Here is an 18,017-nt window from a genome sequence, read left to right as displayed (position 1 = left end):
AGATAAGAGATGTCCGTTCGCCGATTAGCACCGAAGGAAGTCCAGCCCGCGAGCTTTGCGTTCACGGAGGAGAACCTCGCGTTCGCCAAGCAGCAGATCGCGAAATATCCGGCCGGCCGGCAAGCCTCCGCCGTCATCGCCATCCTCTGGCGCGTCCAGGAACAGCACGACGGCTGGGTGTCGGAAGCCGCGATCCGCGTCGTCGCCGACATGCTCGACATGCCCTATATCCGCGTGCTCGAGGTCGCGACCTTCTACACGATGTTCCAGCTCGCACCCGTCGGCAAGAAGGCCCACGTCCAGGTCTGCGGCACCACGCCGTGCCGCCTGCGCGGCGCCGAGGATCTCATCCACGTCTGCGAGCACCGCATTCATCACGAGCCCTTCCATCTCTCCAAGGACGGCAATTTCAGCTGGGAAGAGGTGGAGTGCCTCGGTGCCTGCGTGAACGCGCCGATGGTGCTGATCGGCAAGGACACCTATGAGGATCTGACCAAGGAAAGCTTCGGCAAGGTGCTCGACGGCTTTGCTTCGGGCAATCCGCCCAAGCCCGGTCCGCAGAACGGCCGCCAGTTCTCGGCGCCGACGGGCGGGCCGACCACGCTGAAGGAGATCACCTGATGCGTGATCTCCCCGCAATTGGAGGGAACGAGGCCGTGAAGAAATGGGGCTTCGTCGCCATGCACGCCGCGGTCGCGGCCGCCTTCATGTTCCTGCTGCAGCGTTTCATGATGAACGCGTCGCTGGAGACCAGTCTGCTCTGGGCGCTGACCTTCGCCGTCTGCGCCGCCGGACTTGCCTACAAGCAGTCCATTCGTTGATCGGAAAGCACTGATATGCTCGAGGACAAGGACCGCATCTTCAAGAACCTGTACGGCCTCCACGATTGGGGGCTCGAGGGTGCGCGGCGCCGCGGCGCCTGGGATGGTACGAAGAACATCATCGACAAGGGCCGCGACTGGATCATCAACGAGATGAAGGCGTCGGGCCTGCGCGGCCGCGGCGGCGCCGGCTTCCCGACCGGCCTGAAGTGGTCCTTCATGCCGAAGGAATCGACCGACGGCCGGCCGAGCTATCTCGTGGTCAACGCCGACGAGTCCGAGCCCGGCACCTGCAAGGACCGCGAGATCATGCGACATGATCCGCATCTATTGATCGAGGGCTGCCTGATCGCGAGCTGCGCGATGAACGCGCATGCCTGCTACATCTATGTCCGCGGCGAGTTCATCCGCGAGCGCGAGCACCTCCAGGCCGCGATCGACCAGGCCTATGAGGCCAAGCTGGTCGGCAAGGACAACGTCAACGGCTGGCCGTTCGACATCTACGTCGCGCACGGCGCCGGCGCCTACATCTGCGGCGAGGAAACCGCGCTGCTCGAAAGCCTCGAAGGCAAGAAGGGCCAGCCGCGGCTGAAGCCGCCGTTCCCGGCCAATGTCGGCCTGTTCGGCTGCCCGACCACCGTCAACAACGTCGAGTCGATCGCGGTTGCGCCGGACATCCTGCGCCGGGGCGCGGCGTGGTTCGCCGGCATCGGCCGTCCGAACAATGTCGGCACCAAGCTGTTCTGCATCTCCGGCCATGTCGAGCGGCCCTGCAACGTCGAAGAAGCCATGGGCATTCCGTTCCGTGAGCTGATCGACAAGCATTGCGGCGGCATCCGCGGCGGCTGGGACAATCTCAAGGCCGTGATTCCCGGCGGCTCGTCGGTGCGCATGGTGCCGGCCGAGCAGATCATCGACACGCCGATGGATTTCGACAGCCTGAGCAAGCTGCGCTCGGGCCTCGGCACCGCGGCCGTGATCGTGATGGACAAGTCGACCGATCTGATCCGCTCCATCGCCCGCATCTCCTATTTCTACAAGCATGAGAGCTGCGGCCAGTGCACGCCGTGCCGCGAGGGCACCGGCTGGATGTGGCGCGTCCTGACCCGCATGGCCGAGGGCCGCGCCCACAAGCGCGAAATCGACATGCTGCTCGAGGTCACCAAGCAGGTCGAGGGCCACACCATCTGCGCGCTCGGCGACGCAGCCGCGTGGCCGATCCAGGGCCTGATCGCGCATTTCCGTCACGAGATCGAAGCGCGCATCGACCAGTATTCGCACAAGGCCGACATCGACGATATCGGCGTCCGCGATCCCGTGAACATGGTCGCGGCGGAGTAGGAAGAATGACCAAGCTCATCATCGACGGCAAAGAGATCGATGTCCCCGCCGAATACACGCTGCTTCAGGCGTGCGAGGCGGCCGGCGCCGAGATTCCGCGCTTCTGCTATCACGAGCGGCTGTCGATCGCCGGCAATTGCCGGATGTGCCTCGTTGAAGTGAAGGGCGGCCCGAAGCCGGTCGCGAGCTGCGCCTGGGGCGTGCGCGACTGCCGTCCGGGCCCCAAGGGCGAGCCGCCGGAAATCTCGACGCGTTCGCCGATGGTGAAGAAGGCACGCGAAGGCGTGATGGAATTCCTTCTCATCAACCATCCGCTGGACTGCCCGATCTGCGACCAGGGCGGCGAGTGCGACCTGCAGGACCAGGCGATGGGCTACGGTGTCGACACCAGCCGCTTCGCCGAGAACAAGCGCGCGGTCGAGGACAAATATCTCGGCGCGCTGGTCAAGACCTCGATGAACCGCTGCATCCAGTGCACGCGCTGCGTCCGCTTCTCGGCGGAAGTCGCCGGCGCCCCCGAGATGGGCGCCACCGGCCGCGGCGAGGACATGGAGATCACGACCTATCTCGAGCACGCATTGACGTCGGAATTGCAGGGCAATCTCGTCGACATCTGCCCGGTCGGCGCGCTGACCTCGAAGCCCTATGCCTTCGCCGCGCGCCCGTGGGAGCTCGGCAAGACCCAGTCGATCGACGTCATGGACGGCCTCGGCTCGGCCATCCGCGTCGACACCCGCGGCCGCGAGGTGATGCGCGTGCTGCCGCGCATCAACGAGGCCGTGAACGAGGAGTGGATCTCCGACAAGACCCGCCACATCGTCGACGGCCTGCGCACCCAGCGCCTCGACCGGCCCTATATCCGCGAGGCCGGCAAGCTGCGTGCCGCGAGCTGGCCCGAGGCCTTCGCCGCGATCGCCGCCAAGGCGGGTCGGACCGACGGCAAGCGCATCGGCGCGATCGCCGGCGACCTCGCCGGTGTCGAGGAGATGTTCGCGCTGAAGGACCTGCTGGCCAAGTACGGCTCGGGCAATCTGGCGGTGCAGGGCGGCGACGCCTTCGATCCCGCGCTCGGCCGCGGCTCCTACATCTTCAATCCGACGCTGGTGGGTGTCGAGCAGGCCGATGCGCTGCTCATCATTGGCGCCAATCCGCGCAAGGAAGCGGCCGTGTTCAACGCCCGCATCCGCAAGCGCTGGCGCGCCGGCGGCTTCAAGGTCGGCGTGATCGGCGCCAAGGCCGATTTGACCTACGACTACGACCATCTCGGCGCTGGCACCGAGACGCTCGGCGAGCTCGCGGCCGGCAAGCACTCCTTCATGGACGTGCTGAAGAACGCCAAGAACCCGATCATCCTGGTCGGCGCGGGCGCGGCCTCGCGTCACGACGGCGCCGCCATCCTCGCCGCCGCCGCCAAGCTCGCGCTCGATGTCGGCGCGGTGAAGGACGGCTGGAACGGCTTTGGCGTGCTGCACGAGACCGCCTCGCGCGTCGGTGCGCTCGATATCGGCTTCTCCGCCACGAGCGGAGGCCTGAACGCCGCGCAGATGACGACGTTCGGCACGCTGGACCTGCTGTTCCTGCTCGGCGCCGACGAGATCAAGCCGTCGGACGGCACCTTCGTCGTCTATATCGGCACCCATGGTGACCGCGGCGCGCATCGCGCCGACGTGATCCTGCCGGCCGCGGCCTACACCGAGAAGTCCGCGATCTACGTCAACACCGAAGGCCGCGTGCAGATGACCGGCCGTGCCGCGTTCCCGCCGGGTGAAGCCCGCGAGGACTGGGCGATCGTCCGCGCGCTCTCGGAAGCGCTCGGCAAGAAGCTCGGCTATGACTCGCTTGCCGCGCTGCGCCAGGCGATCTTCAAGGCCGTGCCGCATCTGATCCGTCTCGACCAGATCGAGGGCGGCTCGGCCGACCAGATCAAGAAGCTGGCGGGGAAGGGCGGCTCGCCCGAAAAGGCGCCGTTCAGGGCCCTCGTCGAGGACTTCTATTTGACCAACCCAATCGCGCGTGCGTCCGCCGTGATGGCGGAATGCTCGCGGCTTGCCTCCGGGCAGATGCTGACCGCAGCGGAGTGAGCCGATGGAATTCTTCGAAAGCGCATTCTGGACCGGTTTCCTCTGGCCGCTGATCATCATGGTCGCGCAGAGCGTCCTGGTGCTCGTCGTCCTGCTGGTCGCGATCGCCTACATCCTGCTCGCCGACCGCAAGATCTGGGCGGCGGTGCAGATCCGCCGTGGCCCGAACGTGGTCGGCCCCTGGGGCCTGCTGCAGTCCTTCGCGGACCTGCTCAAGTTCGTGCTCAAGGAGCCGATCATCCCGGCCGGCGCCAACAAGGGTGTGTTCCTCCTTGCCCCCTTGGTCTCGTGCGTGCTCGCGCTCGCGGCCTGGGCGGTGATCCCGACCAATCTCGGCTGGGTGATCTCCGACATCAATGTCGGCATCCTCTTCATCTTCGCGATCTCGTCGCTGTCGATCTATGGCATCATCATGGCCGGCTGGTCGTCGAACTCGAAGTACCCGTTCCTGGCGGCGCTACGCTCGGCGGCGCAGATGGTGTCGTATGAAGTCTCGATCGGCTTCGTCATCATCACGGTGCTGCTCTGCGCCGGCACGCTGAACCTGTCGGCGGTGGTCGAGGCCCAGCACGCGCGCGGCCTTGCCAGCCTGATCGGGCTGCCGCAGCTCACCATCCTGAACTGGTATGTATGGCCGCTGTTCCCGATGTTCGTGATCTTCTACGTCTCGGCGCTGGCGGAAACCAACCGTCCGCCGTTCGACCTCGTCGAAGCGGAATCCGAGCTCGTCGCCGGCTTCATGGTCGAATACGGCTCGACGCCGTATCTGCTGTTCATGCTCGGCGAGTACGTCGCGATCGTCACGATGTGCGCGATGGCCACGATCCTGTTCCTCGGAGGCTGGCTGCCGCCGGTGGACCTGCCGCCCTTCAACTGGGTGCCGGGGATCATCTGGTTCTCGCTCAAAGTGTTCTTCATGTTCTTCCTGTTCGCGATGGCAAAGGCGATCGTGCCGCGCTACCGCTACGACCAATTGATGCGCCTCGGCTGGAAGGTGTTCCTGCCGCTGTCGCTGGCGATGGTGATCGTGGTGGCCGGCGTGCTGCATTTCGCCGGCATCGCGCCGAAGTGAGGCCGTCATGGGTATCAATGTCAACGCCACTGCACGCTCGCTCCTGCTGTCGGAATTCGTCTCGGCGTTCTTCCTCGCCATGCGCTATTTCTTCCAGCCGAAGCCCACGCTGAACTATCCCTTCGAGAAGGGCCCGATCTCGCCGCGCTTCCGCGGCGAGCATGCGCTGCGCCGCTATCCGAACGGCGAAGAGCGCTGCATCGCCTGCAAGCTGTGCGAAGCCATTTGCCCGGCGCAGGCCATCACCATCGAGGCCGGCCCGCGCCGCAACGACGGCACCCGCCGCACCGTGCGCTACGACATCGACATGGTGAAGTGCATCTATTGCGGCCTCTGCCAGGAGGCCTGCCCGGTCGACGCCATCGTCGAAGGTCCGAACTTCGAGTTCGCGACCGAGACCCGCGAGGAACTGTTCTATGACAAGGCCAAGCTGCTCGCCAATGGCGACCGCTGGGAACGCGAGATCGCGAAAGCGATCGAGCTCGACGCGCCGTACCGGTGAGATGAGAGCATGATCCTTCCCGCGCTGTTCTTCTATCTCTTCGCCGGCATCTGCGTCGCCTCGGCGGTGATGGTGATTGTCTCGCGCAATCCCGTGCATTCCGTGCTGTACCTGATCCTGGCCTTCGTCAACGCCTCCGGCCTGTTCGTGCTGATGGGCGCCGAATTCCTGGCGATGATCCTGATCGTCGTCTATGTCGGCGCGGTCGCGGTGCTGTTCCTGTTCGTGATCATGATGCTCGATGTCGACTTCGTCGAGCTGCGCGAGGGCTTCATTCAGTATCTGCCGGTTGGTCTCGTGATTGGCGGCATCTTCCTGTTCGAGCTGCTGCTGACCGTCGGCGCCTGGATCATCAACCCGACCGTGAGCAAGACGATCACGGCGCCGATCCCGACCAACGTCTCGAACACCGAGGCGCTCGGGCTCGTGCTCTATACGAAGTACATCCACTACTTCCAGCTCTCGGGCATGGTGCTGCTGGTCGCCATGATCGGCGCCATCGTGCTGACGCTGCGCCACAAGGCGAGCGTGAAGCGGCAGGACATCAACGTTCAGAACGCACGCACGCCTGAGATGGCGATGGCGATGCGCAAGGTGGCGCCGGGGCAGGGGCTCTCGGATGCCGACGCGGCGGAGTGGGTGAAATGACGATCGGGCTCGGACATTATCTGGCGGTCGGCGCGATCCTGTTCACGCTCGGGATCCTCGGCATCTTCCTGAACCGCAAGAACATCATCGTCATCCTGATGTCGATCGAGCTGATCCTGCTCTCGGTCAACATCAACCTCGTGGCGTTCTCGACCTTCCTCGGCGACATCGTCGGCCAGGTCTTCGCGTTGCTGGTGCTGACGGTTGCGGCTGCGGAAGCCGCGATCGGTCTCGCCATCCTGGTGGTCTATTTCCGCAACCGCGGCTCGATCGCGGTTGAGGACGTCAATCTGATGAAGGGCTGAGCTCGGTCATGGTTCAGGCAATTGTCTTTCTGCCTCTGCTGGGCGCCATTCTGGCCGGCCTGATCGCGCTCGTGGGCGCACATGGCCGCAACCCTTCGGGCGACGAGGTCGAGCATCACGGCGATCACGGCCACGGCGACGCTCACGCGTTGGCGGCCCATGACGACCATGGCCACGACGATCACGCGCATGACGATCACGGCCACGGTCCGGTCGAGCCGGCAGCGGCCGGCTCGCGCGGCGCCGAGCTGATCACGACCGGGCTGCTGTTCGTGGCGGCGGCGCTGTCCTGGATGACGCTGGTCGATGTCGGCTTCATGCATCACGACGCTCGCATCCAGCTGCTGCCCTTTATCTTCTCCGGCGACCTCCAGGTCTGGTGGACGCTGCGGGTCGACACGCTCACCGCCGTCATGCTGGTGGTGGTCACGACCGTGTCCTCGCTCGTGCACCTCTATTCCATCGGCTATATGGACGAGGATCCGTACCGGCCGCGCTTCTTCGGCTATCTCTCGCTGTTCACCTTCGCCATGCTGATGCTGGTGACCGCGGACAACCTCGTCCAGCTGTTCTTCGGCTGGGAAGGCGTGGGTCTGGCGAGCTACCTGCTGATCGGCTTCTGGTACCAGAAGCCGTCGGCGAATGCGGCGGCGATCAAGGCCTTCGTGGTCAATCGCGTCGGCGATTTCGGCTTCGCGCTCGGCATCTTCGCGATCTTCATGCTGGCCGGCTCGACCGATTTCGAGACCATCTTCCATGCCGCGCCCGGTCTCACCGGCAAGACCATCAACTTCCTCGGCTGGCACGCCGATGCGCTGACCCTGACCTGCCTCCTGCTGTTCATGGGCGCGATGGGCAAGTCGGCGCAGTTCCTGCTGCACACCTGGTTGCCGGATGCGATGGAAGGCCCGACCCCGGTGTCGGCGCTGATCCATGCCGCGACCATGGTCACCGCCGGCGTGTTCATGGTGGCGCGCCTGTCGCCGCTGTTCGAGCTCGCGCCGACCGCGCAGGCCGTCGTGATGTTCTTCGGCGCCACCACCGCGTTCTTCGCGGCGACCATCGGCCTCGTCCAGAACGACATCAAGCGCATCGTCGCCTACTCGACCTGTTCGCAGCTCGGCTACATGTTCGTGGCGATGGGAGCAGGGGCCTATTCGGTCGGCATGTTCCACCTGTTCACGCACGCCTTCTTCAAGGCGCTGCTGTTCTTGGGTTCCGGCTCGGTGATCTACGCGATGCACCACGAGCAGGATATCCGCAACATGGGCGGCCTCTGGCGCAAGATCCCCTACACCTACGCGGTGATGGTGGTCGGCACGCTCGCGCTCACCGGATTCCCGCTTACCGCCGGCTACTTCTCCAAGGACGCGATCATCGAGTCCGCCTATGCCTCGCACAATCCGTTCGCGATGTACGGCTTCCTGATGACGGTCGTCGCCGCCGGCCTGACCTCGTTCTACTCCTGGCGCCTGATCTTCAAGACCTTCCACGGTGAGCCGCACGACGAGCATCATTACGAAGCCGCGCACGAGGCTCCGCTCTGGATCCTGATCCCGATCGGCGTGCTCGCGGTCGGCTCCTTCGTCGCGGGTCTGCCGTTCAAGGAGCTGTTCGCCGGTCACGGCGTCGAGGAGTTCTTCCGCGAGTCCGTGAAGATGAACCCGCACATCATCGAGGAGATGCACCACATCCCCGAGACCATCGCCTTCCTGCCGACGGTGATGATGGTGCTGGGCTTCCTCGTCTCGTACCTGTTCTACATCCGCCGGCCCTACATCCCCGTTCGGCTCGCCGCAGAGCATCCGATGCTGTACCAGTTCCTGCTCAACAAATGGTACTTCGACGAGCTCTACGACCTCATCTTCGTCCGTCCGGCGAAGTGGATCGGCTATCAGCTCTGGAAGAAGGGCGACGGCTTCATCATCGACGGCTTCGGCCCCGACGGTGTCTCGGCCCGCGTGCTGGACGTCACCCGCAACGTCGTGAAGATCCAGACCGGCTATCTCTATCACTACGCATTCGCCATGCTGATCGGCGCCGCCGGCCTGATCACCTGGTTCATGTTCGGCTTTGGAGGCCAGTAAATGACAACCTGGCCCATCCTATCGGTCACGACCTTCCTGCCGCTGGTCGGCGCGCTGATCGTCTATCTCAGCCGCGGCGATGACGAGGCGGCCCGGCGCAACGCGCGCTGGATCGCGCTGTGGACCACGCTGATCACCTTCGCGGTGTCGGTGATCCTGGTGATGCGCTTCGACCCGTCGAGCGCCGACTTCCAGTTCGTCGAGAAGGCGAACTGGCTCGCCACCGGCATCACCTACCACATGGGCGTCGACGGCATCTCGCTGCCGCTGGTGATCCTGACCACCGCGATCATGCCGTTCTGCATCATCGCGAGCTGGAAGGCGATCACGAGCCGCGTCCGCGAATACATGATGGCGTTCCTGATCCTGGAAACGCTGATGATCGGCACCTTCTCGGCGCTCGATCTCGTGCTGTTCTACCTGTTCTTCGAAGGCGGCCTGATCCCGATGTTCCTGATCATCGGCGTCTGGGGCGGTCCGCGCCGGGTCTATGCGTCGTTCAAGTTCTTCCTCTACACGCTGCTCGGCTCGGTGCTGATGCTGCTCGCCATCATGGCGCTGTACTGGAACGGCGGCACCACCGACATCCCGACCCTGATGCACACCGCCGTGCCGCGGTCGTTGCAGACCTGGGCGTGGCTCGCCTTCTTCGCCTCGTTCGCGGTGAAGATGCCGATGTGGCCGGTGCACACCTGGCTGCCCGACGCGCACGTCGAGGCGCCGACCGCGGGCTCGGTGGTTCTCGCCGCGATCCTCCTGAAGATGGGCGGCTACGGCTTCCTGCGCTTCTCGCTGCCGATGTTCCCGCTCGCCTCGCACGACTTCGCGCCGCTGGTCTTCACGCTCTCGGCCATCGCCATCATCTATACCTCGCTGGTCGCCCTGATGCAGGAGGACATGAAGAAGCTGATTGCGTATTCGTCAGTGGCGCATATGGGCTTCGTCACCATGGGCATCTTCGCCGGCACCATGCAGGGCGTCGCCGGCGGCGTGTTCCAGATGATCTCGCACGGTATCGTCTCCGGCGCGCTGTTCCTCTGCGTCGGCATCGTCTACGACCGCATGCACACCCGCGAGATCGCTGCCTATGGCGGCCTCGTCAACCGGATGCCGCTCTACGCGCTGACCTTCATGGTCTTCACCATGGCCAATGTCGGTCTGCCCGGAACGAGCGGCTTCGTCGGCGAGTTCATGACGCTGCTCGGCACCTTCAAGGTCTCGATCCCGACCGCGTTCTTCGCCACCTTCGGCGTGATCCTTTCGGCGGGCTATGCGCTGTGGCTCTACCGCAAGGTCGTGTTCGGTGCGCTGGTCAAGCCGTCGCTGATGAGCATGAAGGATCTGACCTTGCGCGAGTGCGTGACGCTGTTCCCGCTGATCGCGCTGACGATCCTGTTCGGCGTCTATCCGAAGCCGGTGCTCGACATGTCGGCCGCCTCGGTCCAGCAACTCGTCAACAATTACAACACCGCTGTGACGGCCGTGAAGGCCGCCGCACTGCTCCAGTGATCGGGCAGGTCAGGATATCGCCATGAGCTTTGAGACTGCAGGTTATCAACTGGCGCCGGTGCTGCCCGAGATCGTGCTCGCGGTCGGCGCGATGGCGCTTCTGATGCTGGGAGCCTATCGCGGGCAGGAGACGACCAAGGCGGTGACCTCGCTGGCGGTCCTGCTTCTGGTCGTGGTCGGCGTGCTCGAATACATGGTGCCTGCGGGTAAGCAGGTGACCTTCGGCGGCAGCTTCATCGTCGACGATTTCGCCCGCTTCATGAAGATCCTGGCCCTGATAGGCTCGGCGGTGACGCTGGTGCTGTCGACCGAGTTCCTCTCCGACCCGTCGCGCCGGATCTTCGAGTATGCGATCCTGGTGCTGCTCTCGACGCTCGGCATGATGGTGCTGATCTCGGCCGGCGACCTGATCTCGCTCTATCTCGGCCTCGAGCTGATGTCGCTCGCGCTCTACGTCGTGGCGGCCTCGAACCGCGACAACGCCAAGTCGACCGAGGCCGGCCTCAAGTACTTCGTGCTCGGCGCGCTGTCCTCGGGCATGCTGCTGTACGGCTCTTCGCTGGTCTACGGTTTCACCGGCACGGTCAGCTTCGCCGGCATTGCGGCAGCCGCGACGGTGTCGAATGTCGGCCTGGTGTTCGGCCTGGTCTTCCTGCTCGCCGGCCTCTGCTTCAAGGTCTCGGCCGTGCCGTTCCACATGTGGACGCCCGACGTCTACGAGGGCGCGCCGACGCCGGTGACCGCCTTCTTCGCCTCGGCGCCGAAAGTGGCCGCGCTCGCCGTCTTCACCCGCGTCACGCTGACCGCATTCCCGGGCATCGTCTCGCAGTGGCAGCAGATCCTGGTGTTCGTGGCGATCGCCTCGATGGCGCTGGGCTCCTTCGCCGCGATCGGCCAGAGCAACATCAAGCGCCTGATGGCGTATTCCTCGATCGGCCACATGGGCTTTGCGCTGGTCGGCCTTGCCTCCGGCACGGTCGAGGGCGCGCAGGGCGTCCTGATGTACATCGTGATCTATGTCGCGATGACGCTTGGCTCGTTCTCGGTCATCCTCGCCATGAAGCGCAACGGCCAGCCGGTCGAGCAGATCAGGGATTTCGCGGGTCTCTCGCGGACCAACCCGCTGCTCGCCTTCATGTTCGCGATGCTGCTGTTCTCGCTCGCGGGCATCCCGCCGCTCGCCGGCTTCTTCGCCAAATGGTACGTCTTCGTCGCCGCCATCAAGGCGAACCTGTTCACGCTCGCCGTGGTCGGCGTGCTCTCCAGCGTCGTGGGCGCCTACTACTACCTCGCCATCGTCAAGACGATGTATTTCGACGAGCCGGCCGGCCAGGTCGATCCGATGCGCGTCGAAGTGAAGACGGTGCTGGCGGTTGCGGGCCTGTTCACCATCCTGTTCGCGCTGTTCGCAGGTCCCGTGGTGAGCGTCGCCTCCGCGGCGGCCAAGTCGCTGTTCTAGGATGGGATTCGCGCTCGGTCCTCGCGCACAGTCGGCGGGCTACAAGCTCGCCGCCTTCGAACGGACCGGCTCGACCAATACCGAGGCGATCGAGCACGCGAGGCGCGGCGAACGCGGCCCGATGTGGTTCGTCACGACAGAGCAGACCGCCGGCCGCGGCCGGCGTCAGCGTGCCTGGATCGCGCCAAAGGGCAATCTCGCAGCCAGCGTTCTCGAGATCCTGGACATAGCGCCTGCGGTCGCCGCCACAATCGGTTTTGCGGCGGGGCTGGCCGAGGAGGCCGCCCTGGAGAAGGTCAGCCTGGAGGCCGCGCTGCGCCTCGGCGAGGGCCGGCCCCGCTATGCCCTGAAATGGCCGAACGACGTGCTCGCCGGCGGCAAGAAGCTGGTCGGCATCGGCCTCGAGGCCGAAGCCATCGGCGACCGCCTGGCCGTGGTCGTCGGCATGGGCACCAACGTCGTAGCGGCGCCCGAGGGCACGCCGACGCCCGCGGTGTCGCTGGCCGCGCTCGGCGTCCAGATCAGCGCGGAGGAGCTGTTCTCGGCGTTGTCAGATGCCTGGGTGGAATTCCGCGGCATCTGGGACAATGGCCGCGGCTTCGCCGAGATCCGCAAGCTGTGGCTGGAGCGCGCCGCCGGCCTCGGCGAGCGGGTCGCGATCAACACGGGAACGATGACGCTGGAAGGCATTTTCGACACTATCGACGACACCGGCTGCCTGATCGTCCGCACCGCGGAGGGCCGGCGCGTGCCGGTTGCGGCCGGCGAGGTGTTCTTTGGCCCTGTCGCCTCCGTGGGAGCTGCGTGATGGCGAAGCCTGACGAACTGGTCTTTGCGCCGCTCGGCGGCGTCGGCGAGATCGGCATGAACTTGTCGATCTACGGCCTCGGCAACCGCCAGCAGCGCGCCTGGCTGGCGGTCGATCTCGGCGTCTCCTTCGGCGACGAGGAGCATCTGCCGGGCATCGACCTGATCATGCCCGACATCAGCTTCCTGGAAAAGGAACGCAAGAACCTGATGGGCCTGGTGCTCACCCACGCCCATGAGGACCATTTCGGCGCCATCATCGACCTCTGGCCGACGCTGAAATGCCCGATCTATGCCACGCAGTTCAGCGCGGCGCTGTTCGAGGCCAAATGCGCCGCCGAGCGCAATGCGCCGAAGATCCCGGTGACGGTGGTGCCGTCAGGCGGGCGCGTCGATATCGGCCCGTTCAACGTCGAGTTCATTCCCGTCGCGCATTCGATTCCGGAAGCGCACGCGCTGGCGATCCACACCGCGGCCGGCATCGTGCTGCACACCGGCGACTGGAAGATCGACCCGACCCCGACGCTGGGGCAGCCGACCGACGAGAAGCGGCTGCGCGAACTCGGCGAGGAGGGCGTGCTCGCCCTGATCGGCGATTCCACCAACGCCGTGCGTGACGGCCGCTCGCCGTCCGAGGCCGAGGTCGCGCGGACCATCATCGATCTGGTGAAGGCCGCCAAGGGCCGCGTCGCGGTGACGACCTTCGCTTCCAACGTCGCCCGCATCAAGGCCGTCGCCGACGCCGCGAAAGCCGCCGACCGCGAGGTCGTCGTGGTCGGCCGCGCCATGGAGCGCGTCGTGCAGGTCGCACGCGAGACCGGTTATCTCGACGGCGTGCAGAATTTCCGCTCGCCCGAGGTCTACGGCCATCTTCCGCAGGACAAGGTGCTGGCGCTGTGCACCGGCAGCCAGGGCGAGCCGCGCGCGGCGCTGGCGCGGATCGCCAATGACGACCATCCCGAGATCACGCTCAACCGCGGCGACAGCGTCATCTTCTCCTCGCGCACCATCCCGGGCAACGAGAAGGCCGTCGGCTCGATCATCAACAATCTGGTGCTTCAGGGCGTCGAAATCATCACCGACCGCGACCATCTGGTCCACGTCTCCGGTCATCCCCGCCGCGACGAGCTGCGCGACCTGATCTCCTGGGTGAAGCCGCAACTCCTGATCCCCGTTCATGGCGAGGCCCTGCACCTCAACGAGCACGCCAAGCTCGCCCGCGCCGCCGGCGTGCCGCGCGTCCTGGTCGTTCGCAATGGCGACCTGATCAAGCTCGGCCCGGGCGATCCCGGCATCATCGGCGAAGTGCCCTCCGGCCGTCTCTACAAGGACGGCACGATTTTGGAGGACTCCAAATCCCGCGCCGTGGTCGAGCGCCGCCGCATGGCCTACTCCGGCTGCGCCTTCGTCGCGGTCGCGATGACGGAGCAGGGCGAGCTTGCCGACGATCCCGAGGTCGATCTGGTCGGCATCCCCGAGAAGAACAGGGCCGGCGAGCCCTTCGACGACCTCGTCTTCGACGCCGTGGTCTCCACCATCGAGGGCCTGCCGAAAGCGCGCCGCCGCGATCCGGATGCACTGGGCGAGTCGGTGCGACGCGCTGTCCGCGCGGTGATCAACGAACATTGGGGTAAAAAGCCCCCCTGTCTGGTACATGTGCTGACAGTGTAAGGGGAGAGAAACATGCTGGGCCGGCTCAACCATGTCGCGATCGCGACCAAGGACGCGATCAAGGCCGCCAAGATCTACGGTGCGGCGTTCGGGGCTAAGATCTCGGAGGCGGTGGCGCTGCCCGAGCATGGCGTCACCACCGTGTTCGCGACGCTGCCCAACACCAAGATCGAGTTCATCGAGCCGCTCGGCGAGGCCTCGCCGATCGCGAAGTTCCTCGAGCGCAATGCCGACGGCGGCATCCACCATGTCTGCTACGAGGTCGTCGACATCATCGCTTCGCGCGACACGCTGGTGAAGGAGGGCGCCCGGGTGCTCGGCGACGGCGTGCCGAAGATCGGCGCCCACGGCAAGCCGGTGCTGTTCCTGCATCCGAAGGATTTTTCCGGCGCGCTGGTCGAAATCGAGCAGGCGTAAGGCCCGGCCATGGCGATCCAGATTTCGACCGCGATCGCGATCTACTTCGTCATCTGGTGGATCGCGCTGTTCCTGACGCTGCCGTTCGGCGTGCGCAGCCAGCACGAGGACGGCGTGGGCGCGCCCGGCACCGACCCCGGCGCGCCGATCCTGACGCGGATGGGACGCAAGCTGATCTGGACCACGATCATCTCGGCGATCATCTACGGCCTCGGCCTCGCCGCCTACCACGCCGGCTATCTCTCGATCGAGCGCCTGTCGAAGATGATGGGAATGCCTTTTTAGGTCGATCGTCGTGGGGCCCATCCTTCGAGACGCCCGCCTTCGGCGGGCTCCTCAGGATGAGGACAGAGCGCGCGGCAGCAGTTTTAACGGGCACCGTTGTCCGTTAGCCTCATCCTGAGGAGACCGCGAAGCGGTCGTCTCGAAGGACGAGGCGCTTGCTTCATCTCATCACGTGCTTAGGGTTTTGCGCTTGCTTCATTGTTTTTGGGGGGACGAATGACTTTTCAGAGGATCGTGATCGCGCTTCTGGTGCTGATCGTCGCCGGTCTCGGCGCCATCGGCTATTTCGAGTGGAAGATGGCGGTGCAGGTGCGAACGCTGAAGGCGTTCGTCGAGGGCTATGTCTTCAACGAGGCCGTCGCGGCCTGCGAGCAGGCCAAGAGCTCGACGCCGTTCAAATGGAACGGCGGCAAGAGCACTTCGGTGATCGGGCTCAACTCGGTCAAGCTGGACAAATACACCGTCAGCGCCAGCTACACGCTGGTGGCGGATCTCGTTTATTGTGATTACGATCCAATCAAAAGAAAGGCCGAGATCGGCTCGAGCTTCCTGGAGCGGGAGTAACGATCCGGCCATGCCAAGCATGGGATGGGATCGTCATGTCGCAGCAGGCGGGGGACTACCGGATTCTGCATGAGGCCGACTTGCGGGATTATCTCGCAGGTATTCCTGACCTTCTGGCGCTGCTCGGCGGCGAGCCGGCCGCCTGGGAGATCACCGAGGTCGGCGACGGCAATCTCAACCTCGTCTTCATCGTCAGGGGCGCGCGCGGCGGCGTCGCCGTGAAGCAGGCGCTGCCTTACGTTCGCCTCGTCGGCGAGAGCTGGCCGCTGCCGCTCTCGCGGGCGCATTACGAGTATCTGGCATTATCCCGGCAGGCCCAGCTCGCGCCCGGCCTCGTGCCGGCCCTGCTGCACCACAACGAGACATTGGCGCTGACGGTGATGGAGCTGCTCGAGCCCCACATCATCATGCGCAAGGGGATGGTCGCCGCAACGCAATATCCGCGCTTTGTGGACGACATCACGACCTTCATGGCGCGGACCCTGTTCTTCACCTCCGACCTCGCGCTCTCCGCCGCCGAGAAAAAGGGGGGCATCGCCGCCTTCGCCGGCAACCATGCGCTCTGCAAGATCACCGAGGATCTGATCTTCACCGATCCCTACCGCATCGCCGAACAGAACCGCTGGACCGCGCCGTATCTCGACGGTTTGGCCGCCGCCTTGCGCGAGGACATGGAGCTGCACGTCGCCATCTCCCGGCTGAAGCTGAAATTCATGGCAAGCCCGGAGGCGCTGCTCCACGGCGATCTCCACACCGGCTCGATCATGGTCACCGACAGCCAGACGCGGGTGATCGACCCCGAATTCGCGTTCTACGGCCCGATGGGGTTCGACGTCGGCGCCGTGCTCGCCAACCTGCTGATGGCCTATTTCGCCTCCGCCGGCCACGAGCGCACGCCGGGCGGGCGGCAGGCGTTCGAGGGCTGGGTGCTGGAGGCGGTTGACAAGGTCTGGAGCGAGTTCGCCCGAAAATTCCTCGACCTCTGGCGCGCCGGCGCGGCGGGGGATGCCTATCCGGTCTCGCTCTTCGCCGGCGACAAGGGCGCCCTGCGCCTCGAGGCAGAGCGGCAAGCCTATATGCAGCGCTTGTTCACCGACACCGTCGGCTTCGCCTCCGCCAAGACCATCCGCCGCATCTTCGGTCTCGCCCACAATATCGACTTCGAGCTGATCGAGGACCCGAAGAAGCGCGCGATCAGCGAAGCCCGCGCCGTACGGCTCGCGCGGGCGATGATGGTGGAGGCGGCGGCGTTTCGGACGATCGCCGACGTCATAGGCGCCGCGCGAAAACTGCGGGACTGGATGCCGGAATTGTCAGGCTAACAGAGCCTCATGATGAGGAGCGCGCCTCCGCGCTCCGTCATTGCGAGGAGCTCTTGCGACGAAGCAATCCAGTCTGTCTCTGCGGCGACAGTCTGGATTGCTTCGCTGCGCTCGCAATGACGAGGAGAGAGATCGTCGTGAGGCTTCATCAATACAACCGCATCGGAAGCGGCGCGCCATCCGGGCCGACCAGCAGACCCCAGGTCTCGTTGGCCGCGATCTCGAGCTCCCGCCTCTCGGCCGCGCCGCCCCCGACCTTGAGGGTGACCCTGTACTTGCCCGGCGGCAAGTCGATCTTCTGCCTATCAGGTAACTCGCCTGCGACGTGGTCCGAGTAGGCCAGCTTTTCGCCGGCGTGCGCCGGCAGGTTGATCGTCAGTTCGTCGACGGTGATATCGGCCGCATCATCCGTCTGATTGCCGAGCAACAGTCGCGATTGCCCCGGCTTCGGCAGAAGGCCGGCCGTCGCCACCATCCGCTTGCGCAGCGAAAGGTCGGCGATTGTCTTGTTGTCCTGACGGGTGAGCCGGAGCGACGCTGGTCCGTCGGCCGTGGTGAAGCCGATCACGGCCCGATCGGGCTCGACTGCCGCGCCGTCAATCTCGGTCCAGCCACGGTCGTCGAGTGCGGCGCGATAGAAGCCGAGCACGTCCCTGAGATCGCGCGGCGTCTCGACGTGGGCGGACCGGATGAAGGGCGAGTTCTTGGCGGTCATCAGGCTCCACCCGTCGGGGAGCGGCAAACCCTCGTCGTCGGACATTTTGCCTTCGAAGGTCCGGCTTGTTGCCCGTGCCAGCACCGCAACGGCATCGCACAGCAGGCGCTCGCCGAGAGTGTCCGCGGAGCAACGGTCTCTGACCGCCCACCAGGTTTGGTCGACATAGGTCGTTCCTGAAGTGCGTTGCCAGCCGAGACGGATGCTGTCCGCGGAGCTGATCCGGGCAGGGTCCGGCGTCACGGGGATCGCCATCGCAGCCGTCGCGACGAGCAGACTGCCGACGAGCAGGGCACATAGCGTTCGGCGTTGCATTTTTTACGCGATCCTTGGCGCTCAGATAGCGATCCTGAGCTTGGTCGCGACGATCGCGAAAAATGTTCACTGCTCTGGTCCCTCGATGACGCACCG

The 18,017-nt window shown here is 65.2% G+C and carries 18 protein-coding genes; 17 read left to right on the top strand and 1 reads right to left on the bottom strand.

Features of this window, described 5'->3' with window-relative positions:
- Positions 1-9 precede the first annotated feature (9 nt).
- The 17 genes from nuoE (at position 10) to mtnK (ending at position 16,891) form a co-directional block, all read left to right on the top strand.
- Positions 10-621, top strand: a complete 612-nt coding sequence (gene nuoE / locus NLM15_RS24710; RefSeq protein WP_254120049.1) for an NADH-quinone oxidoreductase subunit NuoE — start codon at positions 10-12, stop codon at positions 619-621.
- Positions 621-821, top strand: a complete 201-nt coding sequence (locus tag NLM15_RS24705) for a hypothetical protein (protein WP_254120048.1) — start codon at positions 621-623, stop codon at positions 819-821. The genes nuoE and NLM15_RS24705 overlap by 1 nt, the downstream gene beginning before the upstream one ends.
- A gap of 15 nt (positions 822-836) precedes the next feature.
- Positions 837-2,162 carry an NADH-quinone oxidoreductase subunit NuoF gene (nuoF, locus tag NLM15_RS24700; protein ID WP_254120047.1) on the top strand — a complete coding sequence of 442 codons (1,326 nt, stop codon included), beginning with the start codon at positions 837-839 and terminating at the stop codon, positions 2,160-2,162.
- 5 nt (positions 2,163-2,167) lie between these two features.
- Positions 2,168-4,243, top strand: coding sequence for an NADH-quinone oxidoreductase subunit NuoG (gene nuoG, locus NLM15_RS24695; RefSeq protein WP_254120046.1), 2,076 nt, complete (start codon positions 2,168-2,170; stop codon positions 4,241-4,243).
- A gap of 4 nt (positions 4,244-4,247) precedes the next feature.
- Entirely contained in the window at positions 4,248-5,315 is a 1,068-nt protein-coding gene (gene nuoH, locus NLM15_RS24690) for an NADH-quinone oxidoreductase subunit NuoH (protein WP_254120045.1), read from the top strand.
- A 7-nt stretch (positions 5,316-5,322) separates the two neighbouring features.
- Positions 5,323-5,817, top strand: a complete 495-nt coding sequence (gene nuoI / locus NLM15_RS24685) for an NADH-quinone oxidoreductase subunit NuoI (RefSeq protein WP_014494864.1) — start codon at positions 5,323-5,325, stop codon at positions 5,815-5,817.
- A 9-nt stretch (positions 5,818-5,826) separates the two neighbouring features.
- Complete coding sequence (locus NLM15_RS24680; protein ID WP_254120044.1) at positions 5,827-6,465, top strand: NADH-quinone oxidoreductase subunit J; 639 nt, start codon at positions 5,827-5,829, stop codon at positions 6,463-6,465.
- A complete protein-coding gene (gene nuoK / locus NLM15_RS24675) occupies positions 6,462-6,770 on the top strand; it encodes an NADH-quinone oxidoreductase subunit NuoK (protein WP_008547737.1) in 309 nt (102 codons plus the stop codon). The genes NLM15_RS24680 and nuoK overlap by 4 nt, the downstream gene beginning before the upstream one ends.
- An 8-nt stretch (positions 6,771-6,778) precedes the next feature.
- Positions 6,779-8,857 carry an NADH-quinone oxidoreductase subunit L gene (gene nuoL / locus NLM15_RS24670; RefSeq protein ID WP_254120043.1) on the top strand — a complete coding sequence of 693 codons (2,079 nt, stop codon included), beginning with the start codon at positions 6,779-6,781 and terminating at the stop codon, positions 8,855-8,857.
- Positions 8,858-10,366, top strand: a complete 1,509-nt coding sequence (locus NLM15_RS24665; protein WP_254120042.1) for an NADH-quinone oxidoreductase subunit M — start codon at positions 8,858-8,860, stop codon at positions 10,364-10,366.
- 22 nt (positions 10,367-10,388) lie between these two features.
- Positions 10,389-11,825 (top strand): NADH-quinone oxidoreductase subunit NuoN, encoded by a 1,437-nt coding sequence (gene nuoN, locus NLM15_RS24660; RefSeq protein ID WP_254120041.1) that lies wholly within the window; start codon positions 10,389-10,391, stop codon positions 11,823-11,825.
- A gap of 1 nt (position 11,826) precedes the next feature.
- The gene (locus NLM15_RS24655) at positions 11,827-12,633 is read left to right on the top strand and encodes a biotin--[acetyl-CoA-carboxylase] ligase (RefSeq protein ID WP_254120040.1); all 807 of its coding nucleotides are present in this window, start codon (positions 11,827-11,829) and stop codon (positions 12,631-12,633) included.
- Positions 12,633-14,303 (top strand): ribonuclease J, encoded by a 1,671-nt coding sequence (locus NLM15_RS24650; protein ID WP_254120039.1) that lies wholly within the window; start codon positions 12,633-12,635, stop codon positions 14,301-14,303. The genes NLM15_RS24655 and NLM15_RS24650 overlap by 1 nt, the downstream gene beginning before the upstream one ends.
- Before the next feature lie 12 nt (positions 14,304-14,315).
- Positions 14,316-14,720, top strand: coding sequence for a methylmalonyl-CoA epimerase (mce, locus tag NLM15_RS24645; protein WP_254120038.1), 405 nt, complete (start codon positions 14,316-14,318; stop codon positions 14,718-14,720).
- 9 nt (positions 14,721-14,729) lie between these two features.
- Positions 14,730-15,005, top strand: coding sequence for a DUF1467 family protein (locus tag NLM15_RS24640; protein ID WP_254120037.1), 276 nt, complete (start codon positions 14,730-14,732; stop codon positions 15,003-15,005).
- Positions 15,006-15,221: 216 nt separating this feature from the next.
- Entirely contained in the window at positions 15,222-15,569 is a 348-nt protein-coding gene (locus NLM15_RS24635; RefSeq protein WP_254120036.1) for a hypothetical protein, read from the top strand.
- A 35-nt stretch (positions 15,570-15,604) separates the two neighbouring features.
- Positions 15,605-16,891: an S-methyl-5-thioribose kinase gene (gene mtnK, locus NLM15_RS24630; RefSeq protein WP_254120035.1), complete on the top strand. Its 1,287-nt coding sequence runs from the start codon at positions 15,605-15,607 to the stop codon at positions 16,889-16,891.
- Positions 16,892-17,039: 148 nt separating this feature from the next.
- Here the strand turns inward: mtnK and NLM15_RS24625 are convergent, their stop codons facing one another.
- Complete coding sequence (locus tag NLM15_RS24625) at positions 17,040-17,861, bottom strand: hypothetical protein (protein ID WP_254120034.1); 822 nt, start codon at positions 17,859-17,861, stop codon at positions 17,040-17,042.
- Positions 17,862-18,017 lie beyond the last annotated feature (156 nt).

Source organism: Bradyrhizobium sp. CCGB20 (assembly GCF_024199855.1).
Classification (GTDB): domain Bacteria; phylum Pseudomonadota; class Alphaproteobacteria; order Rhizobiales; family Xanthobacteraceae; genus Bradyrhizobium.
Note: the sequence above shows the minus strand (reverse complement) of the source record. Positions and strands in the feature narration are given on the sequence as shown.